We start from the raw sequence: 18,452 nt of genomic DNA, 5'->3' as shown, positions 1-18,452 counted from the left end.
ATGTAATGAAAGCATATGCATGATCCTCTGTTTTGATATCGGCGGTACCACGATCAAGGGCGCTCTGGCCTATTCGGCTGAGGACATTCGTCTTTTACCGCGCGTTGCTACGCCGAAAGATGATTTCGCGGCCTTTGTCGGTGTGCTCCGTCAGGCCATTGAGAGCTGTGACACGAAGCCGGATGGCGTGGCCATTTCCATTGCCGGCGTTGTCGATGAAGACAATGGCTGGGCAACGGTCGCCAATATTCCCTGCATTCATGGACGTGATCTGAAAGCTGATCTTGAGACAGAGCTTGGCTTGCGGGTGATCATTGCCAATGATGCCGATTGTTTTGTCATGGCCGAGGCGGGCATTGGTGCCGGCAAAGGCCACCGCGTGGTTTTTGGAGTTATTCTGGGAACTGGCGTGGGCGGTGGCCTGGTGATCGACGGCAGGCTGATCAACGCCAATGGCGGTTTTGCTGGTGAGTGGGGGCATGCACCGGTTGCAGCAACGCAGGCCGGAGATCCACCTGTGCACATTCCAGCCATTCGTTGCGGTTGCGGTCTGCATGGCTGTATCGATGCGACATGCAGCGCACGTGGGTTGGAAAAATTACACGTGCTGCTGCATCACGAAGATAAATCCAGCCAAGAGATCATCGATCTGTGGTGCGCAGGTGATGAAAAGGCAGCACGTACCATTCAGGTTCATGTCGATATTCTGGCATCACCATTGGCGCTGGTGGTCAATGTGACGGGTGCGAGCATCGTGCCAGTGGCGGGTGGTCTGTCAAACTCACAAGAGCTGCTAGCCGAAATCGATAGGGCCGTGCGTGGCCGGATCCTGCGTAAATTGTCACGACCGCTTGTCGTCAAGGCGCAGTGCGAAATAGAGCCAGGGCTGGTTGGCGCAGCATTGCTTGGTCTGGCGTCGCTGACGGACTGAACAACCCGTGCCTGTGACGTTCAGATGTCGGCTGGGCCTTCACCGAGGCCAGTGGTCAGCCATCTCAGGCTGATATTGAGGGCGTTGGCTATGAAGTCGAGATAAATATCCGGAGGCGCATCACGATCATTTTCCCAGTGGGTCCATATCTGTGCCGAGATTCCGAGTTTTGCCGACAGGTCTTCGATGGACAGTTTCGCAGCATCGCGGGCCAGCGATAGGCGCCCACCCATGGTGTCGGCGTCACGGAGGCAGGCTGTGAGTGGATGGGAAGGCGGGAATGGATGAACTATCACAGCGGATCACCGGTCAATCGTCAAGGAAAAGCCGGGCGATTGGCTCGCCCGGCATATGTATAATCAGCCTTTTTCTTCGCCGATCCATGCGGCAATCTGATCCGGGTGATCTTCGATATATTTGGCAACAGCCTCGTCGTAGGACGTTTCCTGTGCATTGAACATCGCAGCTTCCAGATCAGCGATCGGGAGCTTCATGCGCGACAGGAAGTCTGCAACTTTCGGATTTTCTTCCTTCATGCCCTTGCGGGCCAGAATGTCGACATGTTCTGCGTCACCGAGCGACTTCTTCGGGTCAGCAATATAACGGAGCTCATATTTTCCGAACATCCAGTGCGGGCTCCAGGAGGTCGCAACGAACCATTTTTCAGAACGCATGGCACGGTCAACCGTGGTGAGCATGCCTGCTTCACTGGAAATCTGCAGCTTGTAGTCGCTCAGGGCATAGTCCTTGAGAGCCTGCTGCGACAGGCGGGTCAGGCCAGCACCCGGGTCGATGCCCTGCACGGTGTTGCCGAGCTTTTCCTTCACGTCGTCCTTGGCAAGGTCTTCAATCGACGAAATAGCATCTTCCGGAATATAGGCCGGAACGACCCAACCGAGCTTGGCGCCTTCATATACGGTGCCGAGTGTCTCGACCTTGTCTTTGACCTTGTGGAAATAATCCGCGTGTGTTTCCGGCAGCCAAGCCATCATCATGGCATCAATGTCGCCACGGCTGACGCCCTGATAGAGCGGTGCGACATCGGTCTGCACGAGTTCAACCTTGGTGCCGAGCTTGTCGGTGATCACCTTGGCGGCGAGTTTGGTCACAAACTCGGCATCCGACCACGCTGCCCAACCGATTTTGACCGGCTTTGCATCCTGCGCGACGGAGATCGTCGCCGTGGTGCCAAACATCATGGCCGCTAGGCCAAAGGTTGCGATTGTCTTGAACATATGTGCTCCTTTTTGGAAGGTTCGCATGAGGCGGGTTCAAGCCCGCTTATGGAGAAAGAATTAGTGGGTGGCGGTGACCAGTTCTGGTTCACGGGCGTTCTTTTGGAACAGCACGCGCCAGAAGGCGGGGCGTTCCTTGCCAAGGCTCTGCGTGATGCGGTCGAGAATGACAGCCAAAATGACCACGGCGATGCCGCCTTCGAAACCAGTGCCAACATCAAGGCGCTGAATGCCCGTCAACACGGTGTTGCCGATGCCACCCGCACCAATCATAGACGCAATGACCACCATGGAAAGCGACAACATGATCGTCTGGTTGATGCCGGCCATGATCGACGGCATGGCATTTGGCAACTGCACCTTGAGCAACAGTTGCGAAGGGGTGCAACCGAAGGCGAGACCGGCTTCGATAAATTCCGCATGCACCTGGCGAATACCCAGATTGGTCAGACGAACTACTGGCGGCATGGAAAAGATAACCGTTGCAATGGTGCCTGGCACTGCGCCAAGCCCGAAGAACATGGCGGCTGGAATAAGGTAGACGAAAGCAGGCATGGTCTGCATCAGGTCTAGCGTCGGGCGGGCAATGGCCGCCACCTTGTCATTGCGTGCCATGGCAATACCCATCGGCAGGCCAAGCACCATGGCGATGATGGTGGACGCCAAAACCAGGGACAGGGTTTCCATCATGGCTGACCACAGTTGCATGTGGTTGACGAGATAAAGTGACAGGGCGGTGAAAACCGCAAAACCAGCCCCAACGCGCCAAAGGGCCAAAGCGACAAAAATGGCGATGCCAACTGGCATGGGAATGGCCAGCAAACTGTCCTGGATGCCGCTGGTCACGAAACCGATTGCGGCGGCGATAAAATCCAGCGCTGGGGAAAAGTTGTCCAGTATGTAATTGACGGCAATGTCTATACCGTCTCCGATATCGAAATTCATGAGAGGGTCCAATTGTTGCGGCGTTTGCGGAGAATGGCTGACAGTCTGTTCGATCCGCATTTGCCGGGAGAATAGGGCTGCATACCCTCAACGCGCTGACGCCGAGGGTATGCGTTTGGATCAGTTGGTGCGATCAAGCGTTTCCAGCAGTGTCGACTTGCTGATCGAGCCGAGATAACGGTTGCTGTCATCGACCACCGGCACCGGCCAAGGGCTGCCTGCAACCTTGCTCATCACGTTGGAAAGCGGCTCGGACGCAGCAATGGCTTCTGCTTCTGGCAGAAATGCATTGCGGTAGGGGTCACTTGCACCAGCCTTGACCTTTTCCACCACCGAGGCCTGGCTGACCATGCCATGATAGGTTTTGTCGCGGCCAAGAATGATGGCATATTCGCGGTCAAAGCTTTTCATGCGTTCCAGTGCGGCGGCGGCCGATACACCTTGGCGCTCAATGATCGTCACCTGGGTCTTGCGGGCGATATCGCCTGCCTTGAAGACATGCGAAACATCAACGTTGCGGAAGAACGAACGCACATAGTCGTTGGCAGGGTTGAGGACGATTTCATCAGGTGTACCAACCTGTACGACATTGCCGTTTTCCATGATGCAGATACGGTCACCAATGCGCATGGCCTCGTCAAGGTCATGGCTGACGAACACGATCGTACGGCTGTGTTCGGCCTGCAAGCGCACGAGTTCGTCCTGCATCTCGGTTCGGATGAGCGGGTCGAGTGCCGAAAACGCCTCGTCCATCAAAAGGATCGTTGGTTCGCTGGCGAGCGCGCGGGCAAGGCCAACACGCTGCTTCATGCCGCCGGAGAGCTGGTCAGGACGGCTGTTTTCGTACCCGGCGAGACCGACGGCAGCGAGAGCGGCCGTCGCTTTCTGGTTACGCTCGGCTTCACCGACACCTGCGATCTCAAGACCGAAAGCAGCATTGTTGAGCACTGATCTGTTGGGCAAAAGCGCGAAGGATTGGAACACCATGCTTATATCGCGTCTGCGCACTTCAATCAGTTCGCGCTGCGACATGCGGGTAATATCGCGTCCGTCGATTTCAATCGTGCCGGCGGTCGGTTCAATCAGGCGATTAAGAAGACGCAAAAGCGTAGATTTTCCGGAGCCTGAGAGCCCCATGATAACGAAGATTTCGCCGGCGCGAATATCGAAGCTGGCGTTGTTGACGCCGATCGAACAGCCGGTCGCCTTATGGATGTCGGATTTTTTTTGCCCCGACTGGAGCATTTTCAAGGCTTTCTCGGGATGTTCGCCAAAAACCTTGTAGATGTTTTTCAGACTGATCTTGGTCGAGTGCTGTTGCACAGACGTCTCATTTTCAGTTGTCAAAGCCATACAAATTGAGCCGCGCTCGATAGCGCAGGCATTCTCCTTGAGTTTAAAGATTGTAACGCGTAAGAATAAAACTCCTGCGACATAATCTTTATGACGTTATTCTTGGTTGCCCGATTTTTTTCGAGCATTATTGATTATTTGTCGTGTAACTCGCTCAATAACGAAGTTACGCACGCGAATTGAGCGGTCATGTCGCACGCTGTAATATTGATAATTACGGTGCTTCCGCGATGAAGTGTGTTGAACATATAATTCAATTAACTTGAAATGTCCACCAAAAAATCAAAATTGTGGAAATCCATTGCTAAAATTGCCTTATTTCAGGTTGAAAATAGCGCAAAATTGTGTTCTCGAGTTAGGTTGTTGGAACTATCATCTGCGCGCGCAATTCGTTCCACAGCCCCTGTAAAATGGCGGCTTTTGATGCCGCGTTTAGTGCTTCCTTGCCTCAGGACTGCAGCATTTTTGGAGTGGTCGGAATGGATGGCAGTTTTGCCACGCCAATACCCAGACTTCCCATCAATCGCTCAAAGGCAAGTTTGGCTTTTTCCGTATATTCCCGGTGGGCTGGATTGTCGGAATAATATCCGCGCAGGGTGGAAAATGTCTCCAGTGCCTCAATGGTTTTGCCAGCGGCTGTCAGTGCCACGCCACGCTTGTAGAGCGCTTCACGGTTAAAGGGTGACAGCTTGAGCGCGTTCTGGAAGGTGACAGAGGCTTCGTCATAGCGATGCAGAGCCAGTTGTGTTTCGCCAAGACGCATCAGTACAGGCACGGGGCTTTCAACCTGTTTTGCCAATGCGTCGAATGCCTGTTCAGCCTGGGGAAGCTTTCCCTTTTCAAACAGCAGATTGGCCAGTCCAAAACGGGCACCATAGTGCTCTGGTGCCGCATCCACCACCTGTTTGAAAGCTACTTCGGCATTGGCCTTTTTGCCTTCCTTGTAGAGTTGCAGGGCCTTCTCGTAGACGAAGCGGATGCTGCGTGGGTTTAAAATGTCACCCAGATTTTGACCACTACGCGAGCGGAACATGGTGCAGCTGATATGGCGCTCATTCGGTCCGAACATGTATTTGTAAGGTTCATTGCCTCGCAGGAAATCATAATACCGGAAACCGTTGTCGATTGCCCGGCGGATGCAGTAACCGTGAAGGACAAAACCAGGCGAGGGTGTTTTCCAGCTTTCATCGCGGCCTGTCACGTAAAACAGCATTGCCATTTTCTGACGGTCGACAATGTTGGCAAGTGCGCCAAGCGGCTTGTTCTGATACCACAAGACAGGCACATCGAGATTGCCATCGACAAAACAGTCCATCAGCATTTCGCGTGAACCTGCAATCAGCCTTTCTGTTCGCTCCTTGCCCTTGAAGGGTGCCCATTTGGTCCGCCAAAAGTCAAACAGGATCGTGATGTCGCGTTTGATGGTTTGTGGTGTCGCGAATGTGATCTTCCAGTCCGGATCACTTTCTACCTTGCGCAGGAAGCGACGCAGCTTTTGCCTGGATTGGCTGCTCATGCGCGTATCAAGATAGGCGTCAAAACGATCAGGCAGCGGCACGCCGGGACATATGCAGTTGTTGATGTCATTGAGGCTCTTGGGCGTGCTGTCGCGGAACATGACATTTGGCCCTTGCAGCGCTCTTATCATGGCTTCGCGACGGCCGGGTGGGCCATAGAAATATTCGATTTTCAGGTTGGTCCAGTTCTGCTGGCGAATATAGGAGCAGAAGCCTGCAACGGCGTGCTCCTCATAGTCCGCCATGGTCAGGAAACCGGTGTAATCGGCTGCGAAGTTGCCGGCCATGATGATTTCATCATAGAATTGGCCAGTCTTTTCGTTGAGAAGTGTGACGATGCGCAGAGGGAAGAAGGCGACATAGGGTGAGCCTTCAGCCTTCTCGCGCAAAGCCAGAATGAACCAGCGTTTGCGGCGAAAGAGATATCGTTTCAGCCAGACCCAGGAAAGGAAATGCTGTGCATATGGATCGCTCATAAAAACGCGATCCCAATTCTCCCGCACGTCATCAAACGCCTGATCAGTATCGATAATATCGATGCGCATGATCCCCTCCCAATACGATCTACTTATGTCGGGAGCATTCATTGTATTGGGAATTGTGCGGCTTCAAATATTCCCTATGGATGAAAAACACGCATCAATAGGGATTAGCCTTGCGGTGGGATCAGAACTTTTTCTTGAGGAAATAACGGCCGATGGCATTTGGTCCGCCCTCTAACTCACCAAATACGGTGAAACCCATTTTTTCGTAAAAGGGCTTGGCCTGGAACTCGAAAGTATCCAGCCAAATACCGATATAACCGCGATCACGGGCAATTTTTTCGGCCTCTTCGATCAGCTGTGAACCAAGTTTCTGGCCGCGAAATTGTTCGGGTACGACGAGATATTTCACGAAAGCCCAGCCATAACTATCGCTGCCATAAAGACCGCGCAGAACCTCATGCGTTTCGGCGTCACGCACCAGAATGGCAAAATCCGGCTTGTCCTCGATCGCGCCACGATTTTCCCGGTTGAATTGGCGCAATGGCGCAATGATTGCCGCACAATCCTGTTCTGTCGGGTTTTCGGTGACGATGTCGATGATGGGCATGCTCATGGGAAGGATCCTTGGGATTTTTCCCGTATAAGAGCGTCTGACTTTGTCTTGTCAATACAGGCCAGAAGCCGAACTCAGACGTTCACAGTTCCCCTGACACATGTGGGCTGGCGTGAATGAAATTCCAGATCGTCTTGCTGAGATCAACGATCTCGGCAATCGATTTTTCCAAGCTGTCCAGTTCTTTCTGGTCCATCTGCTCAACCTTGCCGTAACGTACCTTCGTGTCGTCATCGATCAGGCGCATCAACTGTGTGCTGGATATCTCGCCGTTTTCATCGAACGAATAAATGCAGTGATTGTATTTGTTGCGCATTCTGGACTCGGCCTTTAGCCGTGCCATCATGCTGAGAATGGCCTTCTGTTCACCTGCGGGGGTAGCGGAAAGCTTGGCAAGCCTTTCGATTAGATCGATGCGGGCACGCGTGGTGTTAAGGGTCAAAAACACAACGATTGCCGCTTCTTTCTCCACGCGCAGCATATGCGCGATGATGTAGATCAGCAGACTTTCCGTGTTGGTCCAGACATAGTTCAATCGTCCAACACGTAACAGAACATCCGACATGGCTGCCATGGTGATCCTCCCATCCGGCATGACACCACGAATATATGCCTGAGCCGAGGGATCATCAACGTTCCTTGAAGGCTCGCGACATGCTGTCGGCGATCGGTTTTGTCAGATATTCGAAGAATGTGCGTTCCGATGTCTGGATCAGCACATCTGCAGGCATGCCTGGAACGGGATGGAAACCATTGACGCGGGCAATTTCCTCATCGGGAATACGCACACGGACAATATAGACATCCTTGGTCGAAAGACCGGCACTTTCTTCGATACTGTCGGCCGATACGTAGAACACTTGACCATGCAGCACCGGTGTCGTTCTGCGGTTGAGCGACGACAGTCGGATAGCAGCTGTCTGGCCTTCGTGGAGTTGGTCGATGGAGGTGCGCAAAACCTGTGCTTCCAGGATCAGCGGAACACCGGCGGGCAGAATTTCCATGATGGGTTTACCGGTTGTGATAACGCCGCCTGCGGTATGGTAATAGGCGCGGATAACGGTGCCGCTAACAGGCGAGCGGATGATGGTGCGGTCCAGCACCTCGGCGGCTTCGCGCATTTGCTGGCGAACGCTGTCGAGATCGGATTCGGCAGTTTCAAGCGCATCAAGTGCCGCCTGCTTGTTGGAGTTGACCGCGATAATTGCCTCCTGACGAAATTTGGCGATTTCTGCCTCGCTCTGGTTCATCTCACCGCTTAGCCGGGCAATATCTCCCATCGCATCAGCGATGGCCCGTTCCAGGGCGAGCATGTCCGTTTTGCGAATGACGCCATTCTTGGCAAGCCGTTCCTTGGAATCCCGTTCCTGTGTCAGCAGGGCCAATTGGCGGTCAAAAGCATCCCTCTGCCCCTTGTAGCCGGCATAACGGAATTCAAGTGACCTGATGTTCTTTTCAATCAGGTTCAGTTGTTCCTCAAGCTTGATCTGCTTGCTGTGAAAAACAACATTCTGGCTCTGGATAATTGCGTTGATATCAGGGTCGCTGGCTTCATCCAGCACGATATCAGGCACCTTGAAGACCTTTTCGCCCTGGGCTTCGGCGCGCAGTCTGATCACGATGGTTTCCAGACGCAGACGACGAAGTTTCAGCATGCGTTCATTGGCAAGGGCGGCTGTTTTGTCGAGCGTCAGCAGGACATCACCTTCATGGACGATGTCACCTTCGCTGACGCGCATATCTTTGATGATGCCGCCTTCCAGATGCTGGATGATCTTGTTGTTGCCAGTGGCGACAAAGCTGCCCTGCGCGATGATGGCGGATGCCAAAGGTGCTGTTCCCGCCCAGTAACCAAACCCGCCGAAGGCCGAAAACAACACGGCAAGACCAACGAAACTGTGCAGGCGGATTGATCGGGGTACTTCGTTATACCACTCAAGCTGGCCCTGATCTTTCACATCCTGCTTTTTTTCCTTGTTACGAAAGCTCATTTGCGCTCTCCCTCAATGCGCGGGTCAGGGCCGTTTTGCTCCTTGTTACTGCCACGGGTCAGGGCTTTCAGAACGTCCACACGTTCACCGAACATGGCAACGGTGCCGTCCTTCAAAACCATGATCTTGTCCACGCACTGCAAAAGGGCAGGCCGTTGGGTGATGGTGACGGTTGTGATGCCTTGCTTCTTTGCATGCAGGATGGCTTTTGCCAGAGCCGCTTCACCCTGGGTATCCAGGTTGGAGTTAGGCTCATCCAGCACCACGAATTTAGGATCACCGAAGAAGGCGCGCGCAAGGGCAATACGCTGTTTCTGGCCGCCGGACAGTGGTGCACCATCGGCAGCCACCACCGTTTCATACCCCTGCGGGAAGCTGGCAATCAACTCATGCACATCGGCCAGCACAGCGGCCTCGAAGATCTGGCGGTCTTCGACATCATCGCGCATGCGGCAGATATTGGCCTTGATGGTGCCAGGGAAAAGCTGCACGTCCTGCGGCAGGTAGCCGATGCTTTCACCGAACTGGCGTTGATCCCAGTTGCGCAGGTCCATCAGATCCAGACGCACATTGCCTGATGTTGGCATGATCGAACCGACCAGCATTTTGCCCAGGGTAGTTTTGCCTGAACCCGAATTGCCGATGATGGCAAGCGATTCACCTTTGTTCAACGAGAAGGAAATGCCGTTGAGGATCACCTTTTTCTGGGGCGGTGGGACAAAAAGCACACGTTCGACATCCAACCGACCTTCCGGGTTGGGCAGACGCAGGCGTGGGAAGTTCAACGGTGAATTCAACAACAATGCCTTGATGCGGCCATAGGCTGTCGCAGATTTGTTGAACTGGTTCCAGCCTTCAATTGCACCTTCGATTGGCGCCAACGCGCGGCCGGAAATGATCGAGGCTGCAATGACCATGCCGCCCGTCAACTGATCTGACAGCGCCAGATGCGCGCCCCAGCCGAGAAGGGTAATCTGCGTGATCATGCGGCAGGCCTTGGAAATGCCGGAGAAGATGATGTTGCGGTCTTGCGCGGCAACATGAGACTGCAAGGAGCCGGCTGTTTCACGGCCCCACATCTTCACGGCTTCCGGGATCATTGCCAAGGCATTGATGATCTGCGAGTTGCGCGACATGGAATCGAGGTGGAAATTGGCGCGGCTGAGAAAAATATTGGCTTCGGCAAACTGACGGGCCGTAAATTTCTGGTTCAGCCATGCGATGAAAAACAGCACCGCGCAGCAGGTCATGATGATGATGCCGAGATGTGGATGCACCAGATAGACCACCACCACAAACAGGGGCATCAACGGCGCGTCAAGAAAGGCGATCAGTGTACCTGAGGTGATGAAGGATCGCAGTTGCTGCAGGTCCTGCAAGATCTGATAGTCCTTGCCGTTGCCATGCATGGATGCGCGGGCAGCCGCACTGAGGATGGGTGCACCAAGACGCACTTCCAGTTCAACAGCCGTGCGCATCAGGATGAAGCGACGGATAGAATCGAGAAACGCCTGCAACAGCACAGCGCCCAATACCGCAACGGACAACATGATCAATGTGTCCATGGAGCGGCTGGTCAGAACGCGGTCGGAAATCTGGAATAGATAAAGCGGAATGGCCAAGAGCAGCACGTTGATGGCAACCGTGAACAACATCACGATGATCATGTTGCGTCTGACGGCTGCGATGCCTTTTGCAAGGCTGACCGCAAAATTGACCGGTTCGCTGCGTTTATGGAAGCTGGTGTTGTCACCGCCACCACCGCCACCACCACCGCCGCGGAATTCCGGTTCCTTGCCGTTGCCGCCACCGCCGGTTGCGACGCGCCGTTCGTTGTCACGCAGAGGGCCGACATTGCTGTCAATCGTCTTGGTGAAAGCTGGAATTTCAGGGGCTGATTTCAACTCAGGTTCCGGTTCGTTGCGTTCCCGGTCCGTTGGCGCGCGTGGGGCAACTGTTGGAACCTGTTCTTCCGGTAAAACACGTGCGGTTTCCGGTCGGATTTCTTGTGTTGCGTGAGTTGCATGCTCCTGCTTCACCGGAGCTGTTGCAACAGGCGTCTGCCTGTTGCTGACCTGCCCATTTTCAGACGGCTGAGACAGAGTGCGCAGCTTATTAACGGCATCATTGATGGCCGAAATGCAGGCCTCCGTTAACTCCTCTTCCGTTTGCGCCTTCCCGTCGGCAGTTAGATTACGCGAAACCTGATTCATCTGCTTGTTCCTCGGAATGTCTCGTCAGGCGACGACGGATTGCATGACATCAACCGGATGTGCCAACGACCAGGACAGGTCGTGACCGGCGTTGAGAACGCCATCGGTGTTGTCCACAGCGGGGTTGTCGTCATCCAGAAATGCGATGACCTCGTTTGCGAGGCCGCTGCCAACTGGCTGTGGTTGGGACGTGTCATGTTCGATAATGCCGCCCTGAATGAGGATTGCATCCGAATAGAGATTGCCTGCCAGATAGGTGGTGGAACCAAAGCTGTCATAATCGATGATCTGGGCGATGTTCACGAGAGCATTGCTTCCGGTATCGATGGTGACTGTTGCGTCATGGTTGTTTTCCAGAACCTTGGACGCAGCCTGGGTCACATCGTCGGAATCTCCAAGAATGCTGACCTGCTTGATGAGGGTGACATCATACAGATTGCCTGTGATGTAGAGGACGTTCAGTCCCTCATGACCGGCAAATGTTGGGTCGGTTGCGAAGTCGGTTGGAAGGTTCGGGTCACGCTCATTGATCGCGTCGACCGCCTGGCCAATATGGTCAGGCATGGTTTCGAACCGATCATTGTCGCCAATATTATGGATCGATGCCTGGTTCCAGATAAGATTATTGCCGGACTGGACAGTGGCTGCGTTGGTGTCACTCATGTCGCTGAGGGCACGTGCCCAGTCATTGTCGTAAAGCACCGCGATCTGGCTGATGATGTTCATGTCCAGAACGTTGCCACCAACAATGATCAGATCGAACTGCGTGCTGATGCCCAGGAACGAAAACAGGTTGATGGCGGCGTTGCCACCGGTCAGCACACTCACCTCATTGCCAGTGGTGGTGATGGTCATCGTGTCGTTGTCGGAAATGAACTGGTATTGCTCCAGCCAGTTGACGAAACAGACGTCCCCCTCAACCACGCTGACCCGCCATGCGGTCGGGAAAACAAGATTGCCGTCATCGTCGACCGATGACGGGTGTGGCGCATTTTCGTAGGTGCCTCTTTCGAAGGAGGCGATGTTGTATGCGGCTGTGGCCGTGTGATTTTCCGAAGTCGTCAGTGCCGTGTCGATCTCGTCACGATCACTGTAAATATAGGCCTGCGTAATCGCGTCGATCTGGTGATAGTCACCCATCACGGCCATCACCGGGGCCATGACGCCCGTGTTGGTGAGTGTTGCCACATTGGCAACGACGTTGGCACCCGTTGCAACATCAACGATATTGGCATGTTCGTTGTTGTCTTCGAGCGAAACGTCACTTTTTTCCGGCTCTTCCGCCGGTTTTGCAATGCCGCGGTCCGGCATGAAGTCATTGACGTCGGGGGCCTCTTCCGAAAGCACACCATTGATGTAAACGCCGTTGATCTGGTGGGCTGCCAGGACAAAATCGACATCGGCACCAGTGTTCAGTGAGGTGATGTCGTTTTCGCGGGCATTGTCGATGTAATCGTGAATGTCCCGGGCGATGTCCTGCAGCTTGGCGTATTCGTCGGTGCGTGTGAAACCGGAGAACGGCACATAGGCTTCCGCCTTGTCGTAAAATTCAATAAGACGTGCGGTGACGAATGTCGTATCGCGTGGAATGTTTACGCTGTCAGTCATGTTCAGGTAATCGTCATCCTGCAGCAGGTTGACCTGGACGGTGTGCGCAATGATGGAGCCGGGGCCTTCATGAATGACCAGTTCCTGTTCCTGCGGGAAAGGTCCGGCACCGAGATGGTGCGTGCGTGGGGCACTCAATCCGGTCGCATTGCCTGCGTGCAGCCGGTCCAATGCATCATCAAAACCTCTGGCCGGTCTGTAACCTGCGTAATCCCAGTCGTCATTGGGAGCGCGATAATTAACGCCAGGTGCGTAATCCTGTAGTTCAAGCCGCGAAGCAAAGTCACGATCCCTGATTTCATCTGCCTGTAGTGCCGGGTCTTTCTCAGGCTGGCTTTTGCCTTTGAGATATTTCTGGCGCATGCGCGCCTCATCCATTGTGGTCTCGAAAAGGCCAATGAAATGAGCGATCATGTCTGAAATTTTGTCGTCATATAGATACATGGTGAACCCCTCCTTTAGAGCGGCATCACGAACAGAAATCGCAGGCTGGTCTTTTCAGGGGAGACTGGGAGCTTGCGATTTCTGCTGCCACCGGATGCCCTTTGCCGGTCTGAACAACCGTCAAACTGCACCGGCGGGTGCCGGTGCAGCCTTTCATTGCAGAGGGAGCATCAGTGACTTGAAGTATCTTCGCCCACATCTGTGATGTGAGAGTTCCCACCGATGATGCTGACATCAACAGCATTGCTGAGCATGTTGGCGCCCTGTACCAGCTCCATGTGGAAGCCAGAATTTGCCAGGATCGCAGATGCATCGGCTGTGCTGGTGCCTGCGACATCGTCGCCTGCCTTGAGGTCCCAGCCCTTGCCGTCCATGTCCACACCTTCTGAACCGTAGGCTGTGCCTGCATCCGCCGTGAGGTGGTTTTCAGCACCGCCATTGTTCATCTTGAGGTCATAGGCGACGTCCTGATCGGCAAGATGGTTGGCCTGCACGAGGCTGAAGCCCGTGTTATGGCCGCCACCGTTGAGCGAACCGTTGAGAACGTTGTCAACATCAAGTGTGAACGAGAAGTCGTCACCAAGGTTGAAGGTCAGATCGCCACCGGCAATGCCCAGATTGCCGAAGTCCTTCACGTCTTCAAGAACTGCAAAATCGGTGTCCGCTTTGTAGAAGCTGTCCGAAGAATTGAAGCTTCCCGACGTATTTGTCGTATCGTCATCCGAGATGTTCTTGATGTCTGTATCTGTGTCGGTAATCGTGGTTGTCTTGATGTTGGTGTCGTCGTCCGACACGCTGACTGTCTTGCTGTCATAGCTCCAGTCATAATCGACCTTGGTGTCGGTATCGGTAATTGTGGTCGTCTTGGTGTTGGTGTCATTGTCCGACAGGCTTACGGTTTTGCTGTCGTAGCTCCAGTCGTAATCATTGTCACGATTGTCGCCATTGCCAACGGCAACGTCGACCTTGGCATCAATATCTGTGTTTGTGCTGTTGTCGCTGTTGTCGTTATTACGGTTGTTACCGTTTGCCGTGCCGACATTGCTGTCATCCACGCTGGTGTCATTGGTTGCCGTATTGGCAAAACCATCCGAAAGCGCACCAATTTTGGTGATGTCGTCGTCACTGCCACTCGGCGATTTGGGATCGTAAGCACCCATTTCCATTTCCTCCAAAAGAAATTCGGAGCAGCTTTCGACATCCCTCTCATCTAAACGGGATTTTTCGTCTGCGCATGCTCCGTGATGGTTACAGTCAGGCAGATGTAATCAGTACATTTCATCTGCGGTTCACCCCGACCTGTTGTTCAGGTCTTGTTGCCCGGTTAACCTGGGCCGTTGGGACTGCACGTCACTCGATACAAAGGCGCACAAATCCGTCCTCACAGTCGCTACCGCCTGCAAGTCATGCTTTTTTCTGTCTTCTTGAAAGGAAGGGCTGCCCGTCTGACAAACACAAACCTGTCACAACAACGCTTCCATGGCTGCCCTGAGGCAACGGCCAGACTGTGTCGGATAAGACGACGTTTTGATAGATACCAATTCGGGTTAACCAGAAAACCGCGGGAAAGCGGAATTATCTTCTGCTTTATTTGGTTGAATTAAAAAGATTTTTCTAGGTGTTTGCAATTCATCGTTGTGCGAGCGGAACTTTTTCAGCGCAAAATGATTAGTACCGTTCGTAGTTTGGCCTCATTGCTAATCAAATGAGTAAGACCCATACCGAACGTATTTTTTAATTTTTCAGAGGTGCTGGTCTATTTTAAACGACCGTCAAATTGGTGGCTTACACTGGCAGGCCAGGTATGCGGGGATATTCCAGTATTCAGGGAATGACTACGCAAAATACCAAACGAATTTTGCTCAGTTGACAATCCTTTGTGCGCCGCACAAGATTAACCAAAAGTTACACCCTCGCAGATGGAAACAGGCATGGCTGAGCACGTAACGGACAGTTCAACGTTAAAATCAAAGCTGATTGCATCTGCATCTTATGATGACGATAAACGCATGCTGTCGGTAACCTTTCACGATGGCCGCCAGCGAACGATTGCCGTTCCCCGCGCCATGTATGAAAACCTGATTACGGCCCAGTCCCCTGGGTGGTATTATACCCGCCACATCAGCCCGCTTCGCAAATTGTTATGAGGCGCGGCTTTGTCTCTTGCGTCGACCAGCAGACGGTCGAGTGCTGATGGTGGCAAGCGGCACCAGCAAAGCTGCGAAGCTGACGGTCAGGCCGGGGATTTGCAGCGAGAAGTCGATTGCCGAGTGAATGGCGACAAGGATGAGGGCAGCTAATCCGAGTTTGCCTGCGAAACCGAAATTCTTTCTTTTGATCATGCCCCTGATGAAAATCGTCAGAAAGACCAGAACAAAAGTCGCTGCCAGAATGATGAAGACCATACCAAGGGTCAGCAGCCCCTCAAGATAGACATTGTGGGCTCGAGTCCAGACGCGGGAGATGCCGCAGGCTGCTTCATGGTATCCGGCATAAACGGACTGAAAGCTGGAAAGGCCGCTTCCCCACGGGAAATGATCCGCCACTGCCGATTTGATGAATGGCATGACGCAAAAACGGCCATCCTCACCACCGGCAGCCTCTATGCGCAATGAGGCCCGTCCCGCAAAGGCGGAGAACATGATCATCACGGTCAAAGCCGCGCCAGCGGTTACGGCGAAGGGGCGAATGCGCGACCACAGTGTTCGTTTTGCAAAAGTCTGCCCGGATGATTTTTTTGTGCCAAGAACCAGCGTGATGGCAAGAACCATCAGCGCGACAAATGTTGCGGCTGTCGCGCCGCGCGAGCGTGTCAACATCAGCGCCACAAAAGTCGCAAACAGCAGGAGGGTGTAAAAACTTGTATTGAGGATCTGTTTCTTCTGGTTGTTAGTCAGGCCTGTGCCATAGGTCATCCGTGCCCAGATATGGCGGACTTCCAGTGGCTCAAGCGTACGCCAGGCAAGAGTAAACAATGCAAGCAGTAGCAGGCCAAGGAACGTTCCTGCTGTGTTTCTGTTAATGAAGAAGCTGGTGAGGCTGTCGAGGTAGAATTTTTTCTGCCCAAAGCCGAGCGTACCGGGCAGGATCAGGAATTGCAGGATGGACCATATGGCAATGATGCCACCGCCAATGCCAAAAACCTTGAGAGCGGACAGCGCACGTTCATCTGTATCAAACAGAATAAGGCCCGTCATGAAGATGCCGGTGGCGAGCGCCACCTTCAAAAAGCCCCCCATATCATCGGTCGGGGTCAAGGATATCACCGGAACAGCGTCCGGATTAAGCTTGGCAACCTCCTGCCAGGCTGGATGTGCAAGCATGTGGCCAGGAAGTGGGGAGGTCTGGAAGATTACAAAACACAGAAGTGCTATCAAAAACACAGCGGCCAGAACTAGAATGGCGCGAGAATATTTGGGTAGTCCTGCTGTCGCCATGGAAATGGGCAGGAGTGTAAAAATCCCGAGACAGAGAATTGGAACAGTTTTTACACCGGACCCGCCATTATCAATAACTGCTAATAAAATAATCAACCAGTAAATGACCGTCATAAAACCACGAGACTTACTGGCAATGAGGCTAACTGGAAGGGAAAGCGCACTCAAGAAAGCACCTCATGCAAACACATTGCATTATTTGATTTTTTATAAAGATCATCATGGGGACATTATAGAATTGAAGCCCATAAACTATTGCACAGTTCTATGGAACAACATTTTTCGGTTTAATTAATGCAAGAAGTGACAGGACTTGTTTTTCGTCTGGTTTGCAGCGTTGGTTTATTCATTCTGGTGATGGTGCTGTTTGCTGAAATGGTTGCCCCGCCGGAGCACGATGCGCCGCAACAATTGCTTGAAAAAGGGCTTTATTCACCGGATCAGCGGGCGGTCTGGACAACTGAACCTGTGCGTGTGCAGCGCCGTGAACCGGACATTCCGCTGATTGACGAGTATCCCTACAAGTTCAGGGGGAGGTTCAACATGAAGATCCACGACAGTGCATCTTTCTCCACGGATGACGGTGTGTTTCTACTCGAAAATGTGAGTGGAATTCCGCAACGCCAGATATGTATAGATGCGCGCGGCCAAAGAATTGCGTGTGGTGCGAAGGCATCTGTCGTGTTGCGTAACATTTTGGCGAGGAATTATGTGGAATGTAACAGAACCGCCATCGCGCTCAGAACATGGTTAGTCAATTGCCGTATAAACGGACGCAGTGTTTCTGATATGCTGTTGGAAAAGGAAGCAGTAATTCCGCTGGTGCGTGCCGCTGGCAGCCCAAATTGAATTGGAATGCCATGCAGGAAAGTTTTGCAATAGAATGATACCAACATTTCAACGACTGTTCGGTGCCAAGACCGTGCAACAGGCGGTTCCCGAGTCCAGGCGGCAACGAATCGATCTCGGTAGCGGTCTGCCGCAATACCCGATTTATGCCATTGGTGATGTGCACGGTCGTATCGATCTGCTGCAGCATGCGGAAAGTCTTGTTGCTGGCGACCTGATGGCAAATGGCAAGTCCGGCATCATCGTGCTGTTGGGAGATTATGTCGATCGCGGCAAGAGTTCGTCGGCTGTTCTCGACTACCTCTGTGCGCCGTCGCCTTACGGGCTGCAACGTTTTCTGGTGTGTGGTAATCATGACGACGCATTTCTACAGTTCTTCGAAGATCCGGCCAGGCACTTGAACTGGTTGGATTTCGGTGGCCGTCAGACGTTGCTGTCTTATGGCATTGATGCGGATTACATGCTGTCACGCGGCAAGAACGGCATTGAGGACCTGAAACGTGTGGTAAACGACACCATTCCGGTTCAACACATTCAGTTGCTGCGAGATATGGTCGGTTACATCAGGATCGGTTCTTATATTTTCGTGCATGCCGGATTGCGGCCGGGCGTTGCGCTCACCGATCAGGATGACCGTGATCTGATGTGGATTCGCGAGCCGTTTCTGTCACGTGGTCCGGAGCTGCCATTTCTGGTGGTGCATGGCCATACGGTGACCGAACAGCCTGAAACAGGGCGCAATCGTATCGGCATCGATACCGGTGCGGTGAACACCAACCGCCTGACCGTTCTCAAGCTCGAGGATGGCAAGGGTTTTCTTATTTCCTGACG

The 18,452-nt window shown here is 53.3% G+C and carries 16 protein-coding genes; 4 read left to right on the top strand and 12 right to left on the bottom strand.

Annotation, left to right across the window (positions count from 1 at the left end; genetic code table 11):
• Positions 1-19 precede the first annotated feature (19 nt).
• Positions 20-931 (top strand): ROK family protein, encoded by a 912-nt coding sequence (locus RT613_RS00985; RefSeq protein WP_313612235.1) that lies wholly within the window; start codon positions 20-22, stop codon positions 929-931.
• A gap of 20 nt (positions 932-951) precedes the next feature.
• Here the strand turns inward: RT613_RS00985 and RT613_RS00980 are convergent, their stop codons facing one another.
• From RT613_RS00980 to RT613_RS00930, 11 genes are all read right to left on the bottom strand, one after another.
• Positions 952-1,164 (bottom strand): helix-turn-helix transcriptional regulator, encoded by a 213-nt coding sequence (locus RT613_RS00980; RefSeq protein WP_313612234.1) that lies wholly within the window; start codon positions 1,162-1,164, stop codon positions 952-954.
• 126 nt (positions 1,165-1,290) lie between these two features.
• Positions 1,291-2,166, bottom strand: coding sequence for a glycine betaine ABC transporter substrate-binding protein (locus tag RT613_RS00975; protein WP_313612233.1), 876 nt, complete (start codon positions 2,164-2,166; stop codon positions 1,291-1,293).
• Positions 2,167-2,226: 60 nt separating this feature from the next.
• Positions 2,227-3,111, bottom strand: coding sequence for an ABC transporter permease (locus RT613_RS00970; protein WP_409558734.1), 885 nt, complete (start codon positions 3,109-3,111; stop codon positions 2,227-2,229).
• 120 nt (positions 3,112-3,231) lie between these two features.
• Entirely contained in the window at positions 3,232-4,464 is a 1,233-nt protein-coding gene (gene proV / locus RT613_RS00965) for a glycine betaine/L-proline ABC transporter ATP-binding protein ProV (RefSeq protein WP_409558733.1), read from the bottom strand.
• 448 nt (positions 4,465-4,912) lie between these two features.
• Positions 4,913-6,526, bottom strand: coding sequence for a GNAT family N-acetyltransferase (locus tag RT613_RS00960; RefSeq protein ID WP_313612228.1), 1,614 nt, complete (start codon positions 6,524-6,526; stop codon positions 4,913-4,915).
• Between the two features lie 121 nt (positions 6,527-6,647).
• On the bottom strand, positions 6,648-7,079 hold the full coding sequence (locus RT613_RS00955) for a GNAT family N-acetyltransferase (protein ID WP_313612227.1): 432 nt from the start codon (positions 7,077-7,079) through the stop codon (positions 6,648-6,650).
• Positions 7,080-7,161: 82 nt separating this feature from the next.
• Positions 7,162-7,653 carry a hypothetical protein gene (locus RT613_RS00950; RefSeq protein ID WP_313612226.1) on the bottom strand — a complete coding sequence of 164 codons (492 nt, stop codon included), beginning with the start codon at positions 7,651-7,653 and terminating at the stop codon, positions 7,162-7,164.
• 55 nt (positions 7,654-7,708) lie between these two features.
• Positions 7,709-9,070, bottom strand: coding sequence for an HlyD family type I secretion periplasmic adaptor subunit (locus RT613_RS00945; protein ID WP_313612225.1), 1,362 nt, complete (start codon positions 9,068-9,070; stop codon positions 7,709-7,711).
• On the bottom strand, positions 9,067-11,283 hold the full coding sequence (locus tag RT613_RS00940; protein WP_313612224.1) for a type I secretion system permease/ATPase: 2,217 nt from the start codon (positions 11,281-11,283) through the stop codon (positions 9,067-9,069). The genes RT613_RS00945 and RT613_RS00940 overlap by 4 nt, the downstream gene beginning before the upstream one ends.
• A 24-nt stretch (positions 11,284-11,307) precedes the next feature.
• Positions 11,308-13,335, bottom strand: a complete 2,028-nt coding sequence (locus RT613_RS00935; protein ID WP_313612223.1) for a hypothetical protein — start codon at positions 13,333-13,335, stop codon at positions 11,308-11,310.
• Between the two features lie 170 nt (positions 13,336-13,505).
• On the bottom strand, positions 13,506-14,495 hold the full coding sequence (locus RT613_RS00930) for a fibrinogen-binding protein (RefSeq protein WP_313612221.1): 990 nt from the start codon (positions 14,493-14,495) through the stop codon (positions 13,506-13,508).
• Between the two features lie 771 nt (positions 14,496-15,266).
• On the opposite strand from RT613_RS00930, the gene RT613_RS00925 reads away from it, so the two are divergent.
• A complete protein-coding gene (locus RT613_RS00925; RefSeq protein WP_313612219.1) occupies positions 15,267-15,482 on the top strand; it encodes a KTSC domain-containing protein in 216 nt (71 codons plus the stop codon).
• Here RT613_RS00925 and RT613_RS00920 read toward each other — a convergent pair.
• Positions 15,477-16,592, bottom strand: a complete 1,116-nt coding sequence (locus tag RT613_RS00920; RefSeq protein ID WP_313612217.1) for an O-antigen ligase family protein — start codon at positions 16,590-16,592, stop codon at positions 15,477-15,479. The genes RT613_RS00925 and RT613_RS00920 overlap by 6 nt on opposite strands.
• Before the next feature lie 474 nt (positions 16,593-17,066).
• On the opposite strand from RT613_RS00920, the gene RT613_RS00915 reads away from it, so the two are divergent.
• Positions 17,067-17,621, top strand: coding sequence for a hypothetical protein (locus RT613_RS00915; protein ID WP_313612215.1), 555 nt, complete (start codon positions 17,067-17,069; stop codon positions 17,619-17,621).
• Positions 17,622-17,655: 34 nt separating this feature from the next.
• Complete coding sequence (locus tag RT613_RS00910; RefSeq protein WP_313612213.1) at positions 17,656-18,450, top strand: metallophosphoesterase; 795 nt, start codon at positions 17,656-17,658, stop codon at positions 18,448-18,450.
• Positions 18,451-18,452: the final 2 nt, after the last annotated feature.

This window comes from Agrobacterium sp. (assembly GCF_032092815.1).
GTDB lineage: Bacteria > Pseudomonadota > Alphaproteobacteria > Rhizobiales > Rhizobiaceae > Agrobacterium.
This window is presented reverse-complemented; position numbering and strand designations above follow the sequence as displayed.